General features: G+C 63.3%; 20 protein-coding genes and 1 pseudogene. 7 read left to right on the top strand and 14 right to left on the bottom strand.

Annotated features, from left to right (window positions below; translation table 11 throughout):
• Position 1 precedes the first annotated feature (1 nt).
• From N688_RS01595 to N688_RS01580, 4 genes are all read right to left on the bottom strand, one after another.
• The gene (locus tag N688_RS01595; protein ID WP_052887651.1) at positions 2–1,198 is read right to left on the bottom strand and encodes a thiolase family protein; all 1,197 of its coding nucleotides are present in this window, start codon (positions 1,196–1,198) and stop codon (positions 2–4) included.
• Positions 1,199–1,434: 236 nt separating this feature from the next.
• On the bottom strand, positions 1,435–1,842 hold the full coding sequence (locus N688_RS01590; protein ID WP_052887650.1) for a MaoC family dehydratase: 408 nt from the start codon (positions 1,840–1,842) through the stop codon (positions 1,435–1,437).
• A gap of 289 nt (positions 1,843–2,131) precedes the next feature.
• Positions 2,132–3,925 carry an acyl-CoA dehydrogenase family protein gene (locus tag N688_RS01585; RefSeq protein ID WP_052887649.1) on the bottom strand — a complete coding sequence of 598 codons (1,794 nt, stop codon included), beginning with the start codon at positions 3,923–3,925 and terminating at the stop codon, positions 2,132–2,134.
• Positions 3,926–4,061: 136 nt separating this feature from the next.
• On the bottom strand, positions 4,062–5,873 hold the full coding sequence (locus N688_RS01580; protein WP_081838399.1) for a long-chain-fatty-acid--CoA ligase: 1,812 nt from the start codon (positions 5,871–5,873) through the stop codon (positions 4,062–4,064).
• A 202-nt stretch (positions 5,874–6,075) separates the two neighbouring features.
• Between N688_RS01580 and N688_RS01575 the strand changes: the two genes are divergently transcribed.
• Positions 6,076–6,879 carry an MmyB family transcriptional regulator gene (locus N688_RS01575; RefSeq protein WP_052887648.1) on the top strand — a complete coding sequence of 268 codons (804 nt, stop codon included), beginning with the start codon at positions 6,076–6,078 and terminating at the stop codon, positions 6,877–6,879.
• Between the two features lie 36 nt (positions 6,880–6,915).
• On the opposite strand, the gene N688_RS01570 is transcribed toward N688_RS01575, so the two are convergent.
• From N688_RS01570 to N688_RS01550, 6 genes are all read right to left on the bottom strand, one after another.
• Complete coding sequence (locus N688_RS01570; protein ID WP_156025241.1) at positions 6,916–7,629, bottom strand: hypothetical protein; 714 nt, start codon at positions 7,627–7,629, stop codon at positions 6,916–6,918.
• A gap of 218 nt (positions 7,630–7,847) precedes the next feature.
• A complete protein-coding gene (locus tag N688_RS01565) occupies positions 7,848–8,912 on the bottom strand; it encodes a hypothetical protein (RefSeq protein ID WP_156025240.1) in 1,065 nt (354 codons plus the stop codon).
• 321 nt (positions 8,913–9,233) lie between these two features.
• Positions 9,234–10,688, bottom strand: coding sequence for a tetratricopeptide repeat protein (locus N688_RS01560; RefSeq protein ID WP_052887645.1), 1,455 nt, complete (start codon positions 10,686–10,688; stop codon positions 9,234–9,236).
• A 337-nt stretch (positions 10,689–11,025) separates the two neighbouring features.
• The gene (locus N688_RS22600) at positions 11,026–11,358 is read right to left on the bottom strand and encodes a hypothetical protein (protein ID WP_156025239.1); all 333 of its coding nucleotides are present in this window, start codon (positions 11,356–11,358) and stop codon (positions 11,026–11,028) included.
• A gap of 301 nt (positions 11,359–11,659) precedes the next feature.
• Positions 11,660–11,929: a helix-turn-helix domain-containing protein gene (locus tag N688_RS01555; RefSeq protein WP_052887644.1), complete on the bottom strand. Its 270-nt coding sequence runs from the start codon at positions 11,927–11,929 to the stop codon at positions 11,660–11,662.
• A 340-nt stretch (positions 11,930–12,269) separates the two neighbouring features.
• Complete coding sequence (locus N688_RS01550) at positions 12,270–12,539, bottom strand: helix-turn-helix domain-containing protein (protein WP_052887643.1); 270 nt, start codon at positions 12,537–12,539, stop codon at positions 12,270–12,272.
• A gap of 202 nt (positions 12,540–12,741) precedes the next feature.
• On the opposite strand from N688_RS01550, the gene N688_RS01545 reads away from it, so the two are divergent.
• On the top strand, positions 12,742–13,134 hold the full coding sequence (locus N688_RS01545; protein WP_052887642.1) for a hypothetical protein: 393 nt from the start codon (positions 12,742–12,744) through the stop codon (positions 13,132–13,134).
• Between the two features lie 251 nt (positions 13,135–13,385).
• On the opposite strand, the gene N688_RS23090 is transcribed toward N688_RS01545, so the two are convergent.
• The gene (locus tag N688_RS23090; protein WP_162179469.1) at positions 13,386–13,676 is read right to left on the bottom strand and encodes a helix-turn-helix domain-containing protein; all 291 of its coding nucleotides are present in this window, start codon (positions 13,674–13,676) and stop codon (positions 13,386–13,388) included.
• Positions 13,677–13,989: 313 nt separating this feature from the next.
• Here N688_RS23090 and N688_RS01535 point away from each other — a divergent pair, with 313 nt between their 5' ends.
• Positions 13,990–14,238 (top strand): hypothetical protein, encoded by a 249-nt coding sequence (locus N688_RS01535; protein ID WP_052887640.1) that lies wholly within the window; start codon positions 13,990–13,992, stop codon positions 14,236–14,238.
• A 27-nt stretch (positions 14,239–14,265) separates the two neighbouring features.
• Positions 14,266–18,846, top strand: a complete 4,581-nt coding sequence (locus N688_RS23320; RefSeq protein ID WP_052887639.1) for a TIR domain-containing protein — start codon at positions 14,266–14,268, stop codon at positions 18,844–18,846.
• A 15-nt stretch (positions 18,847–18,861) separates the two neighbouring features.
• Here N688_RS23320 and N688_RS01525 read toward each other — a convergent pair whose 3' ends face one another.
• Positions 18,862–20,664: an Eco57I restriction-modification methylase domain-containing protein gene (locus N688_RS01525; protein WP_052887638.1), complete on the bottom strand. Its 1,803-nt coding sequence runs from the start codon at positions 20,662–20,664 to the stop codon at positions 18,862–18,864.
• Between the two features lie 164 nt (positions 20,665–20,828).
• Entirely contained in the window at positions 20,829–21,314 is a 486-nt protein-coding gene (locus N688_RS01520; protein ID WP_052887637.1) for a cupin domain-containing protein, read from the bottom strand.
• 242 nt (positions 21,315–21,556) lie between these two features.
• On the opposite strand from N688_RS01520, the gene uvrC reads away from it, so the two are divergent.
• Entirely contained in the window at positions 21,557–23,557 is a 2,001-nt protein-coding gene (gene uvrC, locus N688_RS01515; RefSeq protein ID WP_052887636.1) for an excinuclease ABC subunit UvrC, read from the top strand.
• A gap of 291 nt (positions 23,558–23,848) precedes the next feature.
• Positions 23,849–23,941 (top strand): annotated as a pseudogene (locus tag N688_RS23890) (FmdB family zinc ribbon protein); the annotation flags it as partial.
• 74 nt (positions 23,942–24,015) lie between these two features.
• Here the strand turns inward: N688_RS23890 and N688_RS23440 are convergent.
• Positions 24,016–24,222: a hypothetical protein gene (locus tag N688_RS23440; RefSeq protein WP_052887635.1), complete on the bottom strand. Its 207-nt coding sequence runs from the start codon at positions 24,220–24,222 to the stop codon at positions 24,016–24,018.
• Between N688_RS23440 and N688_RS01505 the strand changes: the two genes are divergently transcribed.
• Complete coding sequence (locus N688_RS01505; protein WP_052887634.1) at positions 24,215–24,613, top strand: hypothetical protein; 399 nt, start codon at positions 24,215–24,217, stop codon at positions 24,611–24,613. The two genes, N688_RS23440 and N688_RS01505, sit on opposite strands and share 8 nt — an antisense overlap.
• Positions 24,614–24,811 lie beyond the last annotated feature (198 nt).

Below are 24,811 nucleotides of genomic sequence, written 5' to 3'. Positions count from 1 at the left end.
ACTACGACAACCTCTCGATGATGGTCGCTACGCCCTGGCCGCCACCAACACAGAGGGTGGCCAGACCCAGGGTCTTGCCGGCGGTCTGCAGGTCGTTGATGAGGGTGGCGACGATGCGGGCGCCGCTGCAGCCCAGGGGATGGCCCAGGGCAATGGCACCTCCGTGCGGGTTGAGCTTCTCTTCATCGATGCCCAGCTCCTGGATGACGGCCAGATTCTGAACGGCGAAGGCTTCGTTGAGTTCGATGATGTCAATGTCGCTGAGTTGCATGCGTGCGCGCTGCAGGACTTTCTTGACCGCCGGGACAGGCCCGATGCCCATGATGTCGGGCCGCACGCCGGCGACGGCCATCGCGACGACGCGCGCGAGCGGCTGAATGCCAAGCTCGCGGGCTTTGTCAGCAGACATGAGCACCACAGCAGCGGCTCCGTCGTTGAGGGGACTGGAGTTGCCGGCGGTGACGGTGCCGTCTTTGATGAAGGCCGGCTCCAGAGCGGCAAGCTTTTCTAGCGAGGTGTCGCGCCGCGGTCCCTCATCGGTCTCCATAAGGCGCCCATCAGGCAGCTTGACCGGGATGATCTCACGCTTGAAGAAGCCGCTGTCAATGGCGGCCACGGCCCGCTGGTGACTGCGCAGGGCAAAGGCGTCCTGGGCCTGGCGGCTGATGTTGTATTTGCGCGCCAGGTTCTCAGCGGTCATGCCCATCGGGATGTAGCTGTAGAAGCCGTATTCCTGCTCGGTGGGCGGATAGGGCCAGTCGTATTGCTCGCCCTCAACAGGCTTGATGAGGCGCGGGTTGAAGCTGGGGTTGAAGCCGCCCATCGGGACACGCGACATGCTCTCAACGCCGGCGGCGACGATGGCCTCGCCCTGGCCCAGCATGATGCTCTGAGCGGCCATGTTGACGGCCTGCAGGCTGGAGGCACAGAAGCGGTTGACGGTGACGCCTCCACAGGTCTCCGGCAGGCCCGCCAGCGGGGCGACGATGCGCGCCATGTTCATGCCCTGCTCGCCTTCGGGGAAGGCACAGCCTAAAATGACGTCTTCGATCAGCGCAGGGTCGAGCTGCGGTACGCGATCAAGGGCGCCACGAATGGCAAAGGCGGCCAGGTCGTCTGGACGAACGTCCTTGAGGGCGCCTTTGTTGGCGCGTCCGATCGGTGTGCGTACGGCACTGACAATGACAGCATCTATCATAGGGGATCTGCTCCTCGTATCGGCTTGTTGTGACAATTGGGCGCCTGCCTGGACAGCTTTCGTTTGCCGCCCGCTGGCAGGATGAGTTTTGTCTGCTCTGCTCTGCTCTGCGTATGTTGCTGAACATAACAGAACAGGTGCTGCAGCAACGCTCACGGCAGGCGGGCTACGGCGCCAGGCCAGCGGCAGAGTCAGTCAGTCAGACGTCCCGCTCTCAGCTGCCGGCAGCCCGCCAGTCAGGGGGCCGTTATCTGGCGAATAATGCCCTGGGCGCTTCCGCGCAGTACCTCCTTGCCATGCTGGTTGCGGCAGACCGAGATCAGTTCGAGCGAGAGGTAGCCGTCGCCTGGTTCGAGACGGCTGACGGTCATTTCGCAGCGGATGCGATCGCCGGCAAAGACCGGGCGCAGAAATTCCATGTGCATCGTGCGCGCGATAAAGTTGAGGTCGCCGCCCAGCCTGGTGGGGATGCTGGCAGTAAGCAGGCCCTGGACCATCAGCCGCCCCTGGGCGTCAGGCTGCATGTGATGCCGGCCTTTGTCGCCCGAGAGTTCGGCAAAGAGGCGGATGTCCTCCGCGCTAAAGGTGCGCTCGTAGGTCAGGACGTCGCCAACCTGTAAGGGTCGTTGACTCTTGTTCTCCATAGACTCCTTGCTTCTGGCTTCAGGCGCTTCTTTCTCACCTCGCCTGTCGCTCAGGACAGGAAGGCTGGCCCGCGCACGCTGTAAGGGGAGACCAGCCGGCGGCGGTGGTGGAAGAGTGGGCTGGCACAGCACGGCAATAGCCCGGCAGCCCATGCCCACTGCCCCCCAACCGCCGTCGGCCTTTGGCACTCGGTCACGCTATCCACAGCGGATAGCTTTGGGGGCAGGAGAGAGAATCTGGCGATCTGCTTCGTTGCCCCCTGCTGGCCGTGGCCAGCGTTGAGCCGATCTAGAAGTGCGGCAGCGGATAGCCTTTCTTGGCCACAACTTCGGCGGCGATCTCGCGCTGCAGCGCCACACCGTTCACCTGGTAGTCGCCGATGTAGGCGCGCACGCGCGCCAGCTCCTCGCTGACCGCCTCCGGCTCAAAGTAGGTCATGATCATCTGGTCTAGATTGAGGCGGATACGCGAATGGGCCAGCCAGGTCGCCAGCTGCGCCAGCTTGCTATGCAGGGCACTGTTCTCGTCGCCGCGGCGAATGGCCTGGATGGCACGCGCCAGGGCGCTATCGCTGGCGTAGATGTCGATCAGCAGGTTGGCCAGGTACTCGATGAACTCCTCTTCGTTCTCCAGGGCCTGCATGTAGCGCATGGCGACACGCATGCCGGCATAGATGGCGACATCTTTGGCTCGCTCGACGGCATGGACGGCAGCCCGTAGCTCGGCAGGCACCTCGTCGCCCGGAGCCGACAGGGCCTCACCCGCCTTGATGCGGGCCTCGATGGCCGGGTAGCGCTGCATGAGGTCGATCTTACCGCCCAGGACGCGGCGGAAGAGAGTACCGGCGGCTACCAGACGGTTGATCTCGTTGGTGCCCTCGAAGATGCGCTGGATGCGCGCGTCGCGATAGGCTTTCTCGATCGGATATTCCTGCATGTAGCCGTAGCCGCCGAAGATCTGGACGCCCTCGTCAACGACGAAGGCTAGCACCTCACTACCGTGGACCTTGGCAATGGAGTCCTCGATGGCAAACTCTTCGATGGCCTTGAAGACCTGGTCGGTGTTCTCCCCAGCTCCAAGACGGGCGTTCTCGATGTTGGCGGCGGTGCGGAAGACCTCGCTTTCGGCAGCGTAGGTCTCGGCAGCCATGCGCGCTAGCTTCTTCTGGATCATGCCGAATTCGTGCAGGTATTTGCCGAAGGCCTGGCGCTCGGTGGTGTAGGCGGCGGCCAGGTCGAGGGCCGTGCGCGCTCCCCCAACGGCGCCAGCACCAAGCTTGAGACGCCCGATGTTGAGGATGTTGAAGGCGATCTTGTAGCCCTTGTGCAGCTCACCCAGCAGGTTTTCGACGGGCACCGGCGTGTTCTCAAAGTAGACCTGGCGCGTTGAGGACCCCTTGATGCCCATCTTGCGCTCTTCGGTGCCGGTGGAGATGCCCGGCCAGCTTGTCTCGACGATGAAGGCCGAGGGTCGCTGGCCGTCAACGCGCGCGAAGACTACCATGAGGTCGGCAAAGCCGGCGTTCGAGATCCACTGCTTGGTACCGTTGAGCAGGTAGTATTTGCCGTCCTCGGAGAGGCGCGCCGTTGTGCTGAGGTTCATGGCATCAGAGCCGACGCCCGGCTCGGTCAGAGCGTAGGCGGAGATCCATTCACCCGTGGCCAGCTTCGGCAGGTACTTGCGCTTCTGCTCTTCTGTGCCATAGAAGACGATCGGCAGGGTGCCGATGGTCGTGTGGGCGCCGAAGGCCACGCTGAACGAGGCTTCGTGAATGGAGGAGGCGACGACGGCGCTGGTGAGCAGACCCAGTTCGGCCCCACCATATTGCTCAGGGATGTCGATCATGAGCAGGCCCTGCTCGCCGGCCTTTTTGACAAGTGAGGGCATGACGCCCGGCTCCTGGTGTTCAACAGCCTCTAGCTTGGGGAGAACTTCGCGCATGACAAAGGTGGCCGCCGATTCGGCGATCCAGCGCTGCTCGTCGTCAATCTGCTCCAGGGTGAATATTTTGTCGGCACTCTCGCTGACCGGCGTCAGCAGGAAGGCCGTTCCGCTCTCTGTGGGCTTCATCGTCGTAGACATGCTCGGTTGTACCTCCAGTGGCTGGCAGCAGGCCGGCACTGGCCTCGCGGGCGCAGCCCTGCTCTGACACGGCACCCACCCGCGTCGCCCAGGTCAGGCGAGGATGCCAGCCGTTTGCGTGTTGCTGTGCTTCAGTCTAATGATTAGCGCTCCGCTGCTTGAGCCATTGCTCGCGCAGCTCGCGACGCAAAACTTTGCCAATGAGAGACTTGGGCAGACTCTCACGAAATTCGACGATCTTGGGGACCTTGTAGGCTGTCAGCTCTTTGCGACAGAATGCGACGATCTCTTGCCGGGTGGCGTCATTGGCGGCGACGCCCGGCTTGAGGACAATGAAGGCGGCTACGGTCTCACCGCGGTATTCGTCGGGCACACCAACTACCGCCGCTTCTTGTACGGCAGGATGACGGAAAAGTACTTCTTCGATCTCGCGCGGGTAGACGTTGAAGCCGCTGGCGAGAATCATATCTTTGGCACGCTCGACCAGGTAAAAATAGCCGTCTTCGTCCATCTTGCCAAGGTCGCCGGTGCGCATCCAACCGTCGCGGAAGATGGCTTCGGTCTCTTCCTTGCGGTTCCAGTAGCCCCGCATGATGTTGGGACCCCGTACGACCAGCTCGCCAATCTCGCCCGGCGGCAGGAGCTTGCCGCTCTCGGGGTCCATGATGGCCGCGTCGACTTCAGGCAGGGGCAGACCAATGCTGCCTTCGCGTACGTCACCGTTGAGCGGGTTGCAGTGGGTGACAGGCGAGGCTTCGCTGAGACCATAGCCCTCTACCAGGCGCCCGCCCGAGAGGCCCTCGAAATCATGACGTACTTTGGCCGGCAGCGGCGCCGCCCCGCTGATGCAGTAGCGAATCGATCGAAAGGCGCTGCTGTCTTTGCCGGCTTCGCGCATGATGGCAATGTACATGGTCGGTATGCCCGGGAACATGGTCGGGCGATAGCGCTTGATGGCTCGCACCACTTCCTTGGGCCTGAATTGCGGGAGCAGTACCATGCTGGCCGCCGCCAGCGTGCCAAGGTTGAGACCTACGGTCAGCCCGTAGGAGTGGAAGAAGGGAGCGACACAGAGGCCGGTCTCACCCGCATCATGGGCCTGCGGCGTCCAGTAGCGCGTCTGATAGGCGTTGGCCAGCAGGTTGCGATGGGTGAGCATGGCCCCCTTGGAGAGACCGGTGGTGCCTCCCGTGTACTGCAGTACGGCCAGATCCGAGCTGCGCGGCGGGTCAGGTACGGTGAATACTTCGACTCCTTCGGCACTGCTGGGCTTGAGCAGGTCGCTCATGAGCAGAAGCTTGGGGTCGGTTCGCAGCTCGTCTTTGGTCAAGGGGGGCTGCGGCTGCTTGTGCCGCTCTCGGCGCTGGCTCAAGGGGTAGAGCGTGCGTAAGAGCGGCGGCAGAAAGTCAGCGGGACTGGTGATGATGATGTGCTCTAAGGCGGTCTTGTCGCGAATGGCGCGTACGACCGGATAGAACATGTCAAGCATGATGAGGATGCGCGCACCAGAGTCCGCCATCTGGTGCTGCATCTCGCGCTCGGTGTAGAGCGGGTTGGTCGGAACCGCTATGGCCCCAAGCCGCAGAGTGCCGTAGAAGGCGATCGGATATTGCGGGATGTTGGGCAGGGCAATGGCTACCCGGTCGCCTTTCTTGATGCCCAGCCGCTGCAGGACAGCGGCAAAACGATTGGCCAGGGCGGCAAAACGCGCGTAGGAGATGCGCGTCCCATAATAGATAAAGGCGGTCTTCTCAGGATGACGACGGACTGTCTCGTCGAGCAGCCAGGTCAGGGGCTGGTCGGGGATCTCCAGGTGAACGGGGACGCCCTCTTGGTAATGCTTGATCCAGGGCCGCTTCGCCAACAGCTCCGCCTCGGCCTGCACCGTTGCGCTCATCGAGGGTTGTTCGTTCGGCTGTGTATTCTTGCTGACCGCAGAATCAGACATGGTCTCGCTCCTCATTGTCTGGTATCCACCAGGATACGCCAACCGGGCAGCCCACGATGGCCACCCTTCCGAGCATACAGTCCCCACTTGTTACTAGTATTATATGTTGCTCTTCCGATGATGGGTATGTTGCCAGCTAACAAATTTTGCGCCATAATGTGGGTGTAGCTAACAGATAAAAGCGCACAAGGATGGTTCAGCGATGAGTCGGAGCACTGAGGCCGTTGAGCGTTCTGAGTTCGCTCGCCTCTTGACCGAGCTGCGCCAGCAGCATGGCCTCTCTCAGGGCCAGCTCGCTCAGGCCAGCCGCCTTTCACGGACCTATATCTATCATCTGGAGGTGGGCATGCGTACCAATCCTTCCCCTCATGTGGTGCGCAATATTGCCCGCGCGCTGGAGCTGCAGGGCGAGGAGTGCCAGCGCTTCTATGACTCCTATACTCGCCTGACCGGCCAGCATGTGGAGCCGGATCGCTTGACCAGCGCCCTGCTCGAGTTGGGTGAGCTGGCAAGCTTGTTGGTGCAGAGTACCTCGTACCCGGCGCATTCGCTCGATCGCCTCTGGTTCCTCCATTCGTGGAATGCTGCTTCTCTTCGCCTCTTTGAGATCGATCCCTCTCTGGCTGAGCAGCATCCTAAGCTGCATCTGCTGGAGTTCGTCTTCGATCCCCAGATGCGCCGCCGCTTCCACGGCTGGGAGGATCTGGCCCGCCGCCTGGTGAGCGATTTCCTCTACAATACGCATACGATGACCCATTTGCCTGAGTATAAGGAGCTGTGGCGCCGCCTCCGCGAGTTGCCCGAGTTTAAGCGCATTGCTTCGGCTGCTTACCCCACTGGCAAGCCTGCCCCCTCCTTTGTCTTCCAGGTGCAGCATAGTGAGCTGGGCCGCCTGACGTTGCGCACGGCTACCACGGTTTTTACGGGGATGAGCAGCTACTCTATGGTGAGCTATGTGCCGGGCGATCAGCAGACGCTGAAGATTTATCGTGAGCAGGGCTGGTGAGCGCTAACCTCAGCCGGGGCCGGCCCGCGCTTCCTCCTATGGGCGCAGATCTTCAGGCCGCTGCCGGCTGTGAGGGCGTTGGCCCCTCCGCCCGGACAAGGGAGTCGACCGGCTGGCTTTGTTTCTCCGCTCACGCCCTCGTCCGCTGCTGGCCTGGCTTCCCAGTCTCGCCGCCAGCCAGTAGGCTCCCAACCCCAGGGTGAGGGCCAGCAGGCTGTTGAAGAAGAGTCCTTCCAGGAGCAGGAAGAGGAGCCCAGATAGCAGGGGGCCGGAGAAGAAGGCGATGACTGCCTGAAGTTGAAAGCCGCTGTAGATAAAGAGGAGGAGGACAAAGTAGGGGAAGAAGAGGACGGCATCGGCCAGCAGGTACCAGTAGGTGGCGCGTAGGGCCGGGCCAAGGCCGTGGGGATGCGACGGCTGCCCATCTCGAGCGATCGGAGGCCAGCCGCAGGCGAAGTAGCCCATGATGGCAAACATGCTTTGGCAGAGGCAGGCCCAGAAGATATAGGCGGTGACGAAAGCGCCGATATCGCCAAGGTCAAAGCGCTCCATGAGGGCTTCGGCGAGCGGCCTCCCCAGGAGAAAGAAGACCTGGTTGACGGGCAGCAGCAGGATCACATACCAGGCGACGGTGAGGACGATGAGGAGGTTGCGCAGGGCAGGATCAGCCCCCGACCAGAGGCCACTTTGCCCCAGAGCATAGCCGGCTGTCGCTGACGCCTGCACCTCTCGTCCCGGCACGGTTCGCATGCCAGGGACCGGCTCTTCGCCCTCTGGCATCGGAGCTGGAGTCTCCGATGGGGGCTCGCGCTCGACGTCCATGAGACGGCCATCCTTTGGCAGGCACTGGCGGCAAGACAGCGCGTGAGACTACGCCTTCGCTCTGGCCGACTGACGTAGTCTCCGTGCTGATGATCACTCTACAAGAAGTAAGTATACGCTCACCGCCGAACGTTGTCCAGTGGTGGCTAGGCTTCGGATGAGCTGGGAGATGGGGAGATCGGCGGCTCCTGGCCCTGCGCTGGCTCCTGCGGCTGCCCCGGCTCTGCGCTGGCCGCTCGCCCTGGCTCGGGCCCTGGAGAGGGTGGCTGCGGCTGCCCCGGCCCTGCACTGGCCGCTCGCCCTGGCTCGGGCGCCGGATAGGGTGGCTGCGGCTGCCCCGGCCCTGCACTGGCCGCTCGCCCTGGCTCGGGCGCCGGATAGGGTGGCTGCGGCTGCCCCGGCCCTGCACTGGCCGCTCGCCCTGGCTCGGGCGCCGGATAGGGTGGCTGCGGCTGCCCCGGCCCTGCGCTGGGCACCGGCCAGCCTGCGCCTGGTCTCCAGCCCGGCGGCGGCATAGCCCCCGGCGGCGCGGGGTAAGGCGCCTGCGTTGGATAGGGTCCCAGCCCTCCATAGGGAGCCAACGGGGCCGGCCTCCTTGGCCTCCCAAGCAGGCCACCAAAGGCAGAGAAGCCGAGTCCGAAGATGAGGACCATGAGGAGGTCAAACCCCAGGAAGCCAAAGTAGAAAGCGAGAAAGTAGGAGCTGCCCAGGAGTTCCCCTATCGCATTGAGAGAGATCGATTCTGCCATCATGAGGCCGATGACGGCGAAGATGAGCGAGAGCAGCGCATCAAGCAGGATAAACCAGAGCGTCGCCAGGCCGGCTGTGAGCATGATCACGCTCATGGTGTGGCCCCGACGCCCCATGAAGATCCCTGCTCCGAGATAGACACAGGCGGCCAGCAGGTCCGTCGGCACGCTGAAGATCAGACTATAGAGGATGCCTTCCAGCGTGACAGCGGCCTGGCTGGACTGGGTCAGATTCCTGGCAATGAGAGCGGTAGTTTGATTGAGTGGCCCCGCCACAGGGGAGATTGCACAGGCATTAAAGATGAGCAGGATGCAGAAGAAGGCGATCGCCATCAGCAGGCTGCTGCGCAGAATAGTACCACTTTGCCCTCTGCTTCCAGCCTGCATGGACCCTCCCGTAAACATGGCTGGCTGGACTGGCGGCACCTGTCCCGGTCCCTGCCCGCGCTGCGGCTCTTGCATATATTTCCCTTTCTTGAGGAGATTGACCAGGCCAGGAATCGTGCACTCACTGCCTTGCCTGCTTGACAAGGCGCGCAGTCCCAGCCGGTCAATCTGAATCAGCATTTCTTACTACGATACAATTTTTAGTTCCATACGACTATCAGTATTTTTACTGCTGACATGCCTTCCTTTTTAGTTCCATACCCTACTGACCTTCCACAGCCGGCTAGACAGTCTGACATGCGCCCTAAGCGCCAGACCTACAGGCCAGGCAAGCAGGATGGCTTGCTTGTTTGCGACTCTCGCCAGAACGAGCCGCGCGTCTACGGCGCAGCAGCCCTAGCCTCTGTCAGGGGTCCGCTGCTGAGATTGATGATGATGATCGGGGTCGTTAAAGTAGAGGGCAATGCCCCGCTTGATGACCTCCAGCAGCGGCTGATAGCGGTGCCGCGGCGGCAGAGAGACGGTTTTCTGGCCTTCGAGCAGGCCCTGCAGCGTCGTGAAAAACTCTAGCTCTTGATGGCCCGAGCCGGCGGTGGCCAGACCATTGGCGAGCTGGGCCCGCAGGAGATTGCAGGCGCGCTGGAGGATGAGCTGGACCACCTGGCTGGCAGCGGGGTTGACGGTGCAGACGTCGACCACCGCGTCGCTGAGAAAGGTGAGCATGTCCAGCGCCAGGGCGCCCCGGCTCATAGCACGCATGGCCTGCGTCGGCGGCCTCTCCAGGGCCTCGGCGATGACGTCGGCGGCACGCGGGACCAGCTCCGCCAGATCAACGACAATCCCTTCTTCGGCCAGATGCATGCAGAGCAGGCCAACCGCAGCCTCGACCTCCTGATACTGGTCAGCAGAGACCTGGCAGCCGCGCAGGAGATCGAGCATGTGCAGGAAGCAGGCCAGGGCCGCGCGCGTCTGATGGAAGAAGGCGAAGAAAATCCCCAGGTTGCTCAGTACTACGACTTCACGCTCGCGGTCATGGCTGAGACGCGCCATGTCCAGGGCCTGACGATAGCAGCGCAGGGCCTCTTTGGCCTGCAGGCAGATCTGATAGAGCTGACCCAGGCCGCCCAGGGTGAGGGCCAGGAGGGAACGGTCTTCTTCACGGCGCAGGATGTATAACGCTTCCTGATACAGGCCATGAGCGCGCTGGATCTGCCCAAGCGCGAAATAGAGCGAGGCCAATTTGCTGAGCGTGGCCCCTTTACCACGCTGATCACCGATCTCGCTCTGAATCTCCAGCGCCTCCTGAAAACAGCTCAGAGCGCGCTGAATATGGCCGTGCTCTTGATAGAAGGAACCCAGGTTGTTGAGGGTGATCCCCAGGCCGCTGCGGTTGTTCACTTCGCGATGAATAGAAAGGGCCTCTCGATAGCAGATGAGCGCCTCCTGATCGCAATGCATCTCTTGATAGAGAGTGGCCAGGCGCCCAAGCGTGGTACCCTCTCCCTCTAGAGAACCGACTTCGCGCTGAATGTTCAGCGCTTGACGATAGACCTCCAGCGCCTGCTCGCGCTCGCCTTGCCGTTGGTACAGGGTGCCCAGGCTAGAGAGCGCATTGGCCTCTTTGAGACGCAGACCATGCTCACGGCTGCGGGTGAGCGCTTGCTGGTAATAGTCGCGGGCCTGGTCAAGCTGATCCTGGCGCTGGAAGAGAAGACCGAGTCGGAAGAGGCTGAACATCTCACCATCCCGATCCCCCTCGGCGCGCTGCTGCTCTAGTTGCTTCTGATAATAGGCAATTTCTTCATTGGGGTTCATGTGCTCATTCTTTCCATGCTCATTTCCGGTTTCCATTTTGTCCTCTCTTTTGATCAGAAACTAGGGGTCTTCCAACCCGACCATTTCCTCTTTCTTCCAGGCCAGTCCACGATTGTTCCCTCCACATGGCAGGGCAGAACGACGATAGAGGCGCCTTTCCCCCAGGGGGCGCTTCGCACGCACCAGCGAAGACACCGCAAACCTTCTCTTTCTTCTCTCTGCCCCTCCAGACGAGGCTCCAGCAAGCTTCCGCTGCAATGTGGGCGGTTGGTCGCTTGAGAAACAACTAATGCATAGCCGTCTGCTTGATGGCTATTTCTTTCTTAGTATACACTAATTCTTTGTCGATGAATATACCCATCAAAGTGAAAATTCATAAATGAGATGGGAGGAAACAGGAAATTAGCCCAAAATGACTATTTACGCCAGTCGCTTGCTGCAGGATGAGCAGAACCGAGAGGCTGACAGCCTCCTGGATGGTGGCCAGGGTTGAGGAGGATGAGGGCCTGCCCTCGCCGGCCTCGACTGCGGCCCTGCGCCGGGCAAGCAGAACCTGCCCAGGCCGCTCTTCGACCAGGCGAGGACACGGGCAGCAGCGGGCGGTCGCTACGGGCCAGCGGCTTCCACTGGTACGACTGTGCTCCAGCGTGCTCTGATTCGGGACGATTGCTCCTTGCAGAGCGCGTCGGTTGTGGCAGATAGACATGGGAGCCTGCTCCCCAATTTCTCTCGTCCAACCTACCCCATCGCGGCCCTCCTCTTCGCGGCGACCCGCTCCGCTCACTGCCCCAGTCAGGGATCGGGCGGAAGCACCAGGGCCACCGTGACCACTACGCTACCTGGCAAGCAAGCGCTTCTTTTCTGCTGTCAAGAGAGAGTATACACTATCTGTGAGGCTGTGTACATACGGTGCCCTTCACTCCCGTTTACCCCCCTTGCTACTCCTCACCCGGAAAACGACCGCGGAGTGAGCGGATGGCCCACCCCGCTTCTCTGCTGCACAGCGCTCACCTGGACGACGCTTTGCCCCCGGCGGCCCTGCGCTTGAGCTGCCGCCGCTCTGCTTCGGCCTGCTCCCGCGGGACGTCCTCGACGAGGGCCGTGACCGGCACTTCCAGCGCCTCAGCGATCCGATTGAGCGTGTAGGTGGAGATGGTTTTGTAAGGATCGGCACAGATTCCTCGAATGATGTAATAGCTGATTTCTGCTACCATAGAAAGGCGATGCATCGAGATTTTTTTCTCTTGAGCTACCTCTTTGACGCGGAGGCGTAGCATGCATTCCCCCTCAACTTTCCAGCAATAGAGAGCACAGCAGGCGATGAATGAGGCGCTCCACCGCGGGGGCTTCCTCACTCCCAACCTTCAGCGCTCGCTCACTCCTTCAAAAAGGCCACCAGGCCGCGCTGAGGCTGCGGCCTGGGAGAGTACAGCAAGCAAGCGCTTCTTTTCTACCGTCTTGAAGATTATACACCATTCATAGGAGTGATTGCACGCTTCATTTCTTCTCTTTGCTGGCCCTTTTCCACTACACTGGAGGCTCCCAACCCTGTTTACTCCTACCCCTCCGGCAATAGGTTGAGCGGATGTCTGACACTGCAACCGTGTAGTCAAACGCTCAATCAGACGACGATTCGCTGCCGGAGGCACTGCTTCTGAGCCGCCTCCGCTCCTCTTCAGCCTGCTCCTTCGGCACGTCCTCGATGATCGCTGTGACCGGCACCCCCAGGGCCTCGGCTACGCGATTGATGGTATCCGAGGAGACCGGCTTGTAGGGATCAATAAAAATCTCGCGAATGACGTGATAGCTGAGCTGCGCTTGTAGCGAAAGTCGGTGCATCGACATGCCCTTTTCTCGGGCAACCTCTTTGACGCGCAGGCGTAGCAAGCTGGTTCCTCAATAGGTTTTTTTTAAGCATACCAGCCAGTTCCTATATAAGGAATTCCATTCCTTGGTGTTATCTTGAGAGGAGATATTTACAAATTGATACTTGTAAGATATAATTTGGATGGGTTAGGGCTGACCCGCGTGGAACAAGCAAGGGACTGGTCGGAAGTGTCATGTTGCCAGTATAGAAAGGAAGTGACTGATGAAGGAGGGGCAACGGGAGGGGAAGCAGGTGATGATGGGGGTCGGAACCGACGACCTGAAGGCCATCAAGTACATTCTCCTGTTTTATGGGCGCTACCTGCAGTCGGGCCAGGCTGGCCAGCCGGTGAGCCATCGCAGCATCAACCGGATTCAGCTCGTCCTGCTCAAGGTTGAGCAGATTCTCAGCGGGCAGGTGATCCTTCTCAGGTGGGACGAGCTGGAGCTGATCACCGAAGCGATTGCCACCTTCGCTGAGTTGGTACGCCAGAAGATTGCTGCCTCCAAGGAGCGCGACCAGGTCCTGGCCAACTGCGAGCAGCTTCACCAGTACCTGAGCCTGGTCCTGCCGTCCTTCCACCCGAACCTGAAAGGAGGTGGGAGCTGCGCCTGAACCTTTGCGATGCTGAAGAGGGGTCTTCGTTCTTCCTCCGCTCTCAACACGCCTCTTCGTCTGCTGTCATCCCCCACTCGAGAGCGCGAAGGCCCCCCTTCTTGCATGATGCTTTCCCGAACGAACGCAGCGACGGCTATGATTCCGCGAGATGGCGCGCGGTGGCGTGGCGAGCGTCGCGCGCGCCATCTTCTCCTCTTCTCTCTTCTCTGAGTGGCATTGGCCGGCCTGGCCTCGCTGACAGCGGTTCGTCAGGGCCGTTGGCGGCGGGGCCGGCCTCTTGATCGGTGGGGGAGTGCCGGCTCCGTTGCCAGGGCGCGCTGTTCACGGGCCATCTCCTCCTCCGAGACCTCTTCCAGCAGGACGATGGTCGGCACCCCCAGGGCCTGGGCAATGCGGCTGATTGTAGCCGTATTAGTGGGTCGATAAGGATTGCGACAGATGGCCTTGACAATGTTATAGCTGACCTCTGCCCGCTGGGATAGCTGATTGATGGATACACCCTTCTCACGTGCAACCTCTTTGATTCGCAACCGAAGCACGATTCTCCCCCATATATGAGATACATTTATTAGTATAGCGCAATCATGCCATTTATGGAAGATTTTTTCCAATAAAGAGTATTCTCTGCCGGGGCATTCTCTCTGATACTCTATGCTCTCTATCGTAGAGAAGCGGCCACTATTTTGGATGACGTCGGGCCGCATTGTATGGTATACTTGCAGAAGCAGCAGGCAGTTTTGTAAAGGAAGATGCCTTCCCGGGCTGACTCGGGAAGAGGCGCACCGCCGGGCGGAGCCGGGTCCTGGTGCGTTTCCGTCGCAGCCAGCCGATCAACGAAAGAGAGGGTCCACGATGCCAGCGGAGGAAGATCAGCTGTTCTTTCCTGATGCCGACCTGGATAACGCTGATTGGGCAAAGCGCACCTGGGACCTGGGGCTCAACAGTCCCGAGGAGCTAGACGCCTATCTGCGGGGTCTAGGGATGTCGGCCCAGGACTTTGCCCGCCTGCCGGTCTGTCGCTGGAACGTCTCTAAGATCCCGTGGTTACGCGACTGGCTGATCAGCCACGGGCTACCGGTGCCCATCAGCGACGCGGAGTGAGCCGGAGCCGGCCAGAGGAGGTACAGCATGCAGTCGGGAGCCGCGGCCAGTCGCAGCCTGCATGTCTACCTCAGCTATGCCGGGGCAGATCAGAGCTGGGGGGAGCGTCTCGAGCGGCGGGTACGATTGGCCGCGCGGGAGGCTGGCCTGGAGGCGCCGCGCCTCAGTGGGCCGAGGCAGATTCTGGCTGGCAGTGACTATCAGCAGGCCAGACAAGCCGCCCTCAAGAGTGCCGATCTCATCCTGCTCCTCATCAGTCCCGACTTTCTCGACAGTTCCGACTGTCTCGACGAGATGGAGGCTGCGCTGCAGCGGCGGCGCGCGGAGGGGGTCGTAGTCGTTCCCATCATCGTGCGTCCGGTAGCCTGGGAGCATACCGCGCTCGGCGAGCTAGAGGCTCTGCCGCCGGGCCAGCCGCCCAAGGCCCTCAGCCTCTGGCGGGCGCGCGACGAGGGCCTGCACCGTGTTGAGGAAGGTCTGCGCCGGCTCTTCAGCGAGCGTCTGCGCTTCGGGCGGCAGGCGAGCGGTGCACGCCAGTTCTCGCCCGAGCAAGAGCAGGCCCTGCATGCTCTGCTTATCGATCATCGGCCCTTTATCAGGAGCCGCCTGGAGGGGTTTGTCGGGCGCAGCGCCGAGCTGGTCGCCATTCGCCGGCAGATTGCCGGGCTGCAGCCCTACGGTGGCTACCTGGTCATCAGTGGCCAGGCTGGCCAGGGCAAGAGCAGCCTCATCGCCCGCCTTGTTCAGGAAGAAGGGCCGGAGCGTGTCCCGCATCACTTCCTGCCGCTTGATCCTCCTGCCGACCATGTTGTTGCCCTATTGCGCGACCTGCTGGCGCGTCTGATCCTTGCCCAGGCCCTTGATCCGACGCCCCTGTTGCTGGCCGGCACGAGCCGCGCGGCCCTGACGGCGGCCTTCTGGAAGCTGCTCAACGAGCTGGGCGAACGCGGCGAGCGCCTCCTGATCTGCATCGACGGTCTCGATCAGCTTCCGCGCGATGCCACGGGTAGGCGCGAACTGAGCTTTCTCCCGCTGCGCCCGCCGGCGGGCTGCGTCTTTGTTTTGGGGAGCCGGCCCGATGATATCCTGCAGGCCCTCCACCAGCGCGGGCCGGAGTCCGAGTACAGCCTGCCGCCGCTGAGCCGCGCCGACTTCGACCAGCTCCTGCGCCAGCGCGGTCTTCAGCTCACGCGGGCCGAAGGCGACCGCCTCTATGCCCTCATGGAGGAGAACACCCTCTATCTTGACCTGGCCGCCCGCGAGCTGGCCCGCGATCCGACGCTCACCGCGGAAGCTCTCAGTGCCCGCCTCTCCAGCGATCCTGTCAATCTCTTCACCCTGGCCATCGAGCGTCTCAAGCAGCATCCCCTCTGGGAGCGTGCGCTGTATCCCCTGCTGGGCCTGCTGCTGGTCGCGCGCGAACCGCTGGGGCAGGCGCAGCTCAGCCAGATTCTGGCGCCGCTCCCCACCTACCAGGTCCGCGACGCCCTGCAACAGCTTGGCGGGCTGCTGGTTGCCGACGGCAGTGGGCGCTACAGCCTCTTCCATCTCAAGCTCCGCGATTACCTGCGCCAGGACGCGGAGCAGCCGGCCAGGCCCTATCTCTTCAGCGCCGCCGAAGAGGCCCACTGGCATCGGGTGCTGGCCGACTGGTGCGAGCGTGGCGGCAATGAGCTGATCTGGCAGGAGGCGCGCCACGACCCCGACGAGGCCGCGCGCCGGCGCTACGCCCGCCAGCACCTGGCGGCTCACCTCTTTCACGGACGGGCCTGGGAGCGTCTCTTTGCCCTGCTCGACGCTGGTCGCTATGGGCAGCGCAAGATTCATCAGCTTGATCCCAGTACCCGCGCCTATGCTGGCGATCTTGACTTTGGGCGTCAGGCCGCTGCCTGGGAGGGCTGGAGCTTCAGCGAGGGGCTGGCGCAACTGCCGCGCCTGTGGAGCTACACCCTCCTGCGCTGCAGCCTGAGCAGTCAGGCTGAGCGCTACCCGCCGCAAGCCTTCGCCCTGCTTGTTCAACTGGAGCGGCAGCAAGAGGCTCTCGGCCTGGCCGATCTCATCAGCGATCCCGGGCGCCAGCTAGAGGCTCTGGTGGCCATCGCGCGCCAGCTCCAGGAGCAGGGGGCGCCCGAGAAGGAGTACGGGCCGCTCTACTGGCGCGCCTGCGACGTAGCGCGGCAGAGCAGCGAGCCAGATCGTCTGGCTCCGCTGCTGAGTGAGCTGGCGGCAGATCTCTACCGGGCAGGCTGGAGCGAGCCGGCCCTACAGCTCTGGCGGACGGCCATCGGCGTGGCGCGACGCATCGCCCTGGCCGATCCCCGCGCCGAGGCCCTGCTGCAGGTCGCCCAGGGTCTGGCCGAGGCTGGGCAGAGCGCCGAGATCGAGGAGATCATCGAGGCCATGCCCGCCAACACTCTGCAGGACCAGGCGCGGCAGACGCTGGTCGCGGCTCTGGCCCGCGCCCGGCGCTGGAATGAAGCCGAGGAGGCGCTGGCCGCCATCTCCGAGAGCGCCGCCGGTCAGCGCGTGGCCGCCCTGGCTGTTCTCGGCAGTGAGCTGGCCCAGGCCGGCGAGCTGGCACGCGCTCAGCAGCTCTGGCAGCAGGCTGAGCACCTCATCCCAACCATCTCCTTGAGCTGGGAGCAAGCCAATGCCCTGGTCGCCCTGGTGCGAGTCCTGGCCAGCGCGCAGCAGTGGAGCGAAGCCGCGCGCCTCTGCGAGCGCATTCCCGAGCGCTGGCATCAGGGCGAGACCCGGCTAGAGCTGATACGCGCGCTCGCTGCCGCCGAACGCTGGTCGGAAGCTGAAGCCGTCTGCCAGCAGCTGCGAGACGAGGGGCAACTGGCCGAGGCCCGCCTGAGCCTGGTCCAGTCCCTGGCCGGCGCCGAACGCTGGCAGGAGGCCGAGGCTCTCAGCCTGAGCATCGCGCGCCCGCGCGTACGCTTCCAGGCGCTGACGGATCTCGGAGAGGCCCGGGCCAGGCGCGGTCAGCTCAGTGCGGCGCAGCGGCTCTGGCAGCAGGCTGAGGCCGACCTTGCTCGGCTAGAGCGGGCCGACGAACAGCAGGCAGCCTATGTAGAGCTGGGGCAAAGCCTGGCGCGGGCTGGCCTCCAAGAAGAGGCATGGCACTCCTGGCAGCAGGCTGAGGCCATCGTCCGTGCCCTGCCCGAAGGAGAGGAGCGGCGCGACGCTCTGGCGCTCCTGACGCGCAGTCTGGTTCAGCTTGAGCGCTGGCAGGAGGCTATACGCATCGCCAGCGCGATCGATGATCGGCAACAACAGGCCGAGGTGCTGACCGCCCTGGGCCGGGAGCTGAGTCAGACCGGACGGCGCGCCGAAGCCGAGCAGATCTGGTGGCAGCTCGTCAACCTGCTGCGCAAGCAGGCCACCACTCGCGAGCAGTTGCAGGCCGCCCTCACGCTCGTCAGAGCCTGTGACTCGCCCACGGCCTGGGACGAAGCTGAGCGCTGCGTACGCAGTCTGGTGGATGGCCAGAAGCGGGGCAAGGCCCTGGCCTATCTTGGACGACTGCAGGCCCAGGCGGGGGCCAGAGAGCGGGCCCGGCAGCTCTGGCAGGAAGCCGAGGCCCTGATTGCCGGCGAAGACAGCAGTTGGGAGCAGTCCGACGGCTATCAGGCCCTGGCACGCGAGCTGGCCCAGGCCGGCGAATGGGACGAGGCGGCCCGCATTGTCGAGCGTGTCCCCGAGGGCTGGGAGCGGGCCGACGCCCAGGTTCTGCTGGTCGACGAGTTTGTCAAGGCCGGGCGCCTGGACGAGGCCGGGCAACTCTGCCAGGCCATTGAGCTGACTCACCAGCGGGTCGAGGCTCTGCTGACCCTGGGACAGGGCTACGCGCGCGCGGCGGAGCCGGAGCAGCAGGCACGGGCTGAGGCGTGCTGGCGCGAGAGTGAACAGCTCATCGGCACGATGGAGCCACCGCAGCAGGCCGAACTGCTGGCCGCCCTGGGGACTGCGCTCGCCGCCGCCGGTCAGCGCGAGCGGGCCCATCAGTATTGGCGGCAGAGCGAGCAGCAGATCGCGGCGCTGGCCGGAGAGTGGGGACAGGCTGAGGCGCTGGCCGTCCTGACCGAGACGCTCATGGCCGCTCAGGAATGGGAAGAGGCGGAGCGCCTGCTGCAGCGCTTGCCGCATGGCTGGCGGGCCAGCGAGCTGGCGGCTAACCTGGCCGCCTCGCTGGCTGAGACCGGACACTGGGAGGCCGCGCGCCGCATCAGCAACAGCATCGGCCCTGATCACGAGCGAGCACGGGCCTTAGCGGCTCTGGGACGGGCTTTAGCCCAGGCCCGCCGGCGCCAGCAGGCACATCTGACCTGGGCCGAGGCCCAGCGCCTCATCGCGGGCATCGTCACGGAGGAGAGGCAGGCCCAGGCCCTGCTGGCCCTGGGGCAGGCGCTGGGCGAAGCGGGCGAGCATGAGGAGCTGCTGCGGCTGGTTCAGCAGGAGTGGTCGCGAGTGAGCACGCGCGTGCAGGCGCTGCGGCTCTTTCCGCTGGTGGGCGGCCTGCTCAGCAAGGCCCCCGAGCTGGGGCCGGCCCTGGGCGAGGCTTTTGTTCAGGTAGAGCGCTTTCTGAGCGGCGCCGTCGACTGAGCGCTCCGCCGGCGCTTAGTCCACCATAAGCAAGCACTTGATCCCATACAGCTCCAGGGCGATGCGCGTCGCCAGGCGGCGATCGCGCTGACGGAAGGCCGTCACCAGACCCTGGCGCTGTCGCGGCGTCACCTCAGCCGGACGCGGCAGGCGAATCCGCCGCAGATACTGGGCCTGAAAGCGGTAGTAGCCGCCGCGCATACGCACCCCATAGCAGGCCACAAAGAAGAGCGCCACATCCGAGAGCAGCAGCCCACCCAGAGCTTCCAGGTCCCACGACCCAGAACAAATCACATACAAATTATGATGAGGATAGGTCTGACCTTCATCAAGCACAGGCTCCAAACGGCGCGCGATATCCGGCACATAGAGCTTGTGGCGCCCAATCAGCCCAAACTGCACGCGGTCAATCGTGCGGTACCACTGTTGAGGAGAGCGGCGGGCCACATAGCGCCGCTTGAGCGCCTCCGCATGGCGCGAGAAATAGGCCCACAAGCGCGGGAAGTCCTCCAGAGGGACCAGGCCCTCCGGCAGCCAGGGATTGACCAGATAATGGCCCGACCAGCGCAGCACGCCGTTCGCCGTATCGCCGCGGAGCGGCAGCGGCAAGAGGCGCGACGGCTCTACCAGCGTTTGGTCGCTCGTAATAAAGACCTCATCCAGGCCCGTCGCCAGGCCGATGCCGACCGTGGTCCCCGTCTCCTCCGACTCTAGCGGCGGAAAGCGCTCCTCCAGCCGACGCAAGAGGGCCAGTCGTTCGGGCGCCAGGACCGGCCCAGACCAGTCGACCCCAACCTCAGCCGATAGCGGGCCTGCCATCTCCAGCCGTGTCGCCCGCAGGCCCGCCGGAAGAGCGCTCGCCACCCCCTGACCCTGACGCACAGCCTCCAGCGCCCCGGCCAGTCCGCGTAGCCGGCTGGCAGCCTCCTCCTCCGAAGCTGCCGGCTCCTCCTCTGAGAACTGCGCCAGGACAAGATGGCCCTGACGGGCGCGCCGGATCAAGGTAATGGCCGGATAGGCCGTCACGGCCTGAGCGAAAGGAGCAGCACGGTGCATCTCAAGCACCAGCTCCAGGCTGAAAGCCTCGGCCACCAGGCGGCGCAGCCCGGCCCCATACTGGTTAAAGAGCCAGCGATCGGGGCAGATGAAGGCACAGAGCGCCCCCGGCTTCAGGCGCCAGAGAGCCGCCTCCAGAAAGGCCACATAGAGATCAGCCCGCCCGCGCATCGTCCGATAGAGCGAGCGATAGAGGGTGAGGCGCTCACGGGGCAGCGCTTCGGGACGCACGTAGGGCGGATTGCCCACCACCAGATCGGCAGCCGGCAGACTCGGAGCCTCGACCAGGAAATCGCCCGTGCGCAGCCAGGAAGCAGCCAGACGCCGCGCCTCCTGAGCGCCGAAGCCATAATCAGCTAAGAGCTGGCAGAGCGCCTGGCGGGCCTGGCTGGCCCGTCCCTCATCCAGCTCGTAAGCCAGCAGGGCCGGCACCAGATCGCACGCGGGCCGCCCCTGGCGCTGCCAGCTTGCGAGCAGACGGCGTGCCAGAGCCAACAGAAAAGCCCCTTCGCCCGCCGCCGGCTCAAGCGCCAGCCGATCAGTCAGCGTCTCAGCCTCGCGATAGCCAGCCAAATCTAACATCAGCTCTACCACCGCCGCACGTGTCGCCACCGCGCCTGTCGTCGTCAGCGGCCTCTCTCCTGTCACCGGCCCCGGCTCCGACCGGCCTACCCCCTCCTGCGGCGCCCGCGCCACCAGAGGCAGCGCCAACTGCAGAGCCGCTGTCAGCCTTCGCCGCTCCCTGCCTGCTGCATCGACCATTGCAAGCCTCCCGCCCTTACCTTATCGGTCGCCAGCCCAGCGCCACGGGCCAGCGCATCCTGATTGGCCTCATTATAGCAGCAACAGGCCCCAGACGATAAGACCGTGGCTCTTCCCTCTCTCCCCGGCGGTTCGCACCTCCAGAGAGACCTCACCCAGACCAATCAGGCCAGCGGCAACGGCGGCCCAAGCAGCTCCATACCGTGAGCGCGCCAGAGAGCTGCCTCCTGGGGCGGCATGGCCGGCGCCTCGCCACGGGCGGTCACCGCCCGGAAGAAGGCTTCCATCTTGCCCGCTGGCAGGAAGGCAATCAGAATACGGCCCTCGCCGGTGCAGGCCCAGACATGGGGAACGCCGCGCGGAGCCAGCAGGCAGGCCCCCGACTCCAGTAGGTAGCGCTGCAAACCCACCTCGAAGAGGAAGGTTCCGGCCAGCACATAAAACCACTCTTCCTGGTCGTAGTGCAGATGGCGCGGCGGCCCCCCGCCTCTACGAAAGTGATTCTCCAGCACAAAGAGATTGGCGGCGTTGGGCGTCGTCACCTTAAAGGTCAGCGTGCTGATCCCTAACTGATGCACCTCGCCAGCGGCGGCGGCGCCGGCGGCCAGAAAGAGAGCCGGCGGCGGATCGGATCGATAGGCCTCGCTCATAATTGACGCTCCTTCGCTCTCACAGCATACGTTACAGGAACGTCGCGGGCCCCACTTTTTTCATAGGAGGCCAGGCACCCGGCCCGGGAAGGCCGCCCCCGCTGGGGCCTGCGCCTTCCCCCCCTGCTATGGTATAATGAGGCGGCAGTCCCCGGGAGAGCACAGGCAACAGCCCAGCCACAGCCAGCAGGCAGCCAGGCGGACCGAGGCCAGCACAACAAAAGCGAAACACACAAGCCAAGATGAACGATAAAATTCGCAGTGTCCTCAACAGCCTGCCCCACAAGCCGGGCATCTACCTGATGAAAGACGCCCAGGGGCAGATCATCTACGTCGGCAAGGCCGTCTCACTCCACCAGCGCGTTCGCTCCTACTTTCAAGAATCCGCCGACCTCAGTCCCAAAAACCGCAGCATGGTTGCTCGCGTCGACGACATCGAATACGTCGTCGTCGAAAACGAAATCGAGGCCCTTGTTCTCGAAAGCAACTACATCAAACAATATCGCCCGAAATACAATGTCCTGCTGCGCGACGACAAAAACTATCCCTACATCAAAGTGGCCCTCAGCGAAGACTTCCCGCGCATCTATCGCGTGCGCAACTACCAGCGCGACGGCAACCGCTACTTTGGGCCATACACCAGCTCAGCCGCCGTCGACGCCACCCTTGACCTGCTCAACAAACTCTTTCCCTTTCGCACCTGCCGCTACGATGGGAGCGCCTGGGTCCCACCACGCGACGGCCAGACGCCAGCGGGCTGGAAGCCCAAATACCTCAACCGACCCTGTACCCAGTACTACATTCATCGCTGCCTGGCCCCCTGCGTCGGCTACGCCAGCCGCGAAGACTACGACGCCATCATCGAGCAGGTCATCCTCTTCCTCGAAGGCAAACACGAGGAAGTCCTCAAGCAGCTCGAGGCCCGCATGCATGAGGCCGCCGAGGCCCTCAACTTCGAGGAGGCCGCCCGTCTGCGCGACCGCATCCGCGCCGTCGAGCACATCCAGGAGAAGCAGCGCATCATCAACACCGAAGGGCAAGAGGACCAGGACGTCATCGCCCTGGCCAGCGCCGAAGACGAGACCTGCGCCCAGGTCTTCTTTTTCCGCGGTGGCAAGCTCATCGGGCGCGAATACTTCATCCTGCAGGGCACGCGCGACAGCAGCCCGGGCGAAATCATCAGTTCCTTCCTGCAGCAATTTTACGAAAGCGCGCCCCACATTCCCGCCGAAATTGTCCTCGAAGTCGAGCCGGACGACCGCGATATGCTGCAAGCCTGGCTCAGGAGCCGGCGCGGCAAGGCCATTACCCTGAGCGTCCCGCGGCGTGGCGAGAAGCGCAGCCTGATCGAGCTGGTCAAACAGAACGCTCAGGAGGTGCTGGAGCAACAACGCATCAAATGGCTCAGCGACAGCCAGAAGACACAGTTGGCCCTCGAAGAGCTGCAGGCAGCCCTCAACCTGGCGGCGCCGCCCTACCGCATCGAATGCTACGACATCTCCAACATCCAGGGCAGCAGCGCCGTCGGAGCGATGGTCGTCTTTGAAGCCGGGCGCCCCAAGCCAGCGGAATACCGGCGCTTCCGCATCAAGAGCGTCGAAGGCGCCAACGACCCTGCCAGCCATCAGGAGATCCTGCGCCGCCGCTTCCGCCGGGAGCCGGCCACGATCGCACCCTCGACCCAGGACGCGACCGGCGCGAGCGCCCTCGCCTCCAAGACCGACGACGAGCGCGCGGGCGTCGAGAACGCCGACGGCCAGACAGCCAGCTTCAGCCACGACTGGCCCCTGCCGGACCTGATCGTCATCGACGGCGGCAAAGCCCAGCTCAATGCCGCCCTGCAGGTCCTGCAAGAGCTTCAGGTCGAAGTACCCGTCATCGGCCTGGCCAAAGAACAAGGCTCACACAGCCGCCTGCCAACCGCCGAAGCGATCTATCTCCCCAGAACTGCCGAGCCGCTGCTCCTGCCACGCACCTCGCAGGGCCTCTATCTGCTGCAGCGCATCCGCGACGAGGCCCATCGCTTCGGTATCACCTACCATCGCAAGCTGCGCAGCCAGCGCACCTTCACATCGCAGCTCGACGAGATCCCAGGCATCGGCCCCCGGCGCAAGCAGGCCCTGCTCAAGCACTTTGGCTCCGTGCAGGCCATCCGCGAGGCCAGCGTCGAGGAGCTGACCGCCGTCGAGGGCATGACGCGCGCCGCCGCCGAGAAGGTCAAGGAATACATCGGCAGATCCTAGGCAAGCCAGCAGAGAGGAGCGGCTGCCGGCGGCAGCAGGTCCGCAGCCGGTTCGCGGCGAGCGCTAGCACTCCAGGCTTTCGATTGACAACGAAGAGATTGGCGATTACTATTTAATGTAGAGCATCTCGGAATTGAGCAGACGCTCTCTGGTCACAGAAGGAGGAAAGCGGCAACGCTTTCCCTCCTGTTTCTTATGATGAAGGAAAGGAAGTCGTCACAGAAAGACCTCCTTTCCTCGTTTCGTTCGCTAGTGTTGAGCCATGTTCTGGCGCGGAGGTGACAGCATCCTATGCCCACGTATGAATATGCGTGCCGGGCATGTGAGCATCGTTTCGAGATCTGGCAGAAAATCACTGACGATCCTTTAACGGTCTGCCCACAGTGTGGCGGCGAGATCCATCGCGTGCTCTTCCCTACGGGGATCGTCTTCAAGGGGCACGGCTTCTATAAAACGGACTACAGCAGCTCCAACTCCAACGGCAGCAGCTCGTCGCATAGCAGCACGAGCAGCAAGTCCAGCGAGAGCGAGAGCAGCGCCTCCTCCTCCTCGGCGAGCGAGGGGAGCGGGAGCAGTAAGGCACCGGTGGCCTCCAGCAGCAGCAGTAGCAGCAGCAGTAGCAGCAGCAGTAGCTCTTGAGGCAGCCGGGGCCAGGGAGTGAGCATCTCACCAGATCGCCAACGCCAACAGCGGCAAACGGGCCACCACAACGGCGATGGTCCTTCTTTGACTCACCTGGCGCGCCGCCGCGTGACAGGGAGCAATCTGGCCCAGCCCAGCCCAGCCCAGGTCAGTCAGGAAGCCAGGAAGAGCAGTCAACAGCACGAAGGGAGCAGAGAACGCATGGCCGAATCGGCATTGGCCGCTCTGCAGCGCCGGCAGATCGAGATCACCATTGGTGAGCTGTGGCTGGCCAGCGATTTCTATACGCGCCAGGAGATCATCGAGCGGCTGCGCCACCTGATCGCCCATGCCGATCCCAGCCTCGACCTCAGCCAACTGAGCGAGGGCGCCCGGGAAGAGCTGCGCGACTTAGGTCTGATTCCGGCAGAATGAAGACGCTGATGAGTTGACGAGCGTAACACCTGTCAAGAGGCAGCAAGCGTCTGCGCTTGCCTGCCCCTCTTGACAGCGGTGCACCTTCTTCCCAAGAGCGGAAGCCCATCTTCTTCACCTCGCTCTCCCCCAAAATTCCCAGTGGCTTCCGTCTCAACCGCCGGCCACGTGGATTAAGTGTATACTTAACGATGTACT

It is taken from the genome of Thermogemmatispora carboxidivorans, assembly GCF_000702505.1.
In the GTDB taxonomy this organism is placed as follows: Bacteria; Chloroflexota; Ktedonobacteria; order Ktedonobacterales; family Ktedonobacteraceae; genus Thermogemmatispora; species Thermogemmatispora carboxidivorans.
The sequence above is the reverse complement of the archived record's forward strand: the minus strand, read 5'-3'. Positions and strand labels throughout refer to the sequence as shown.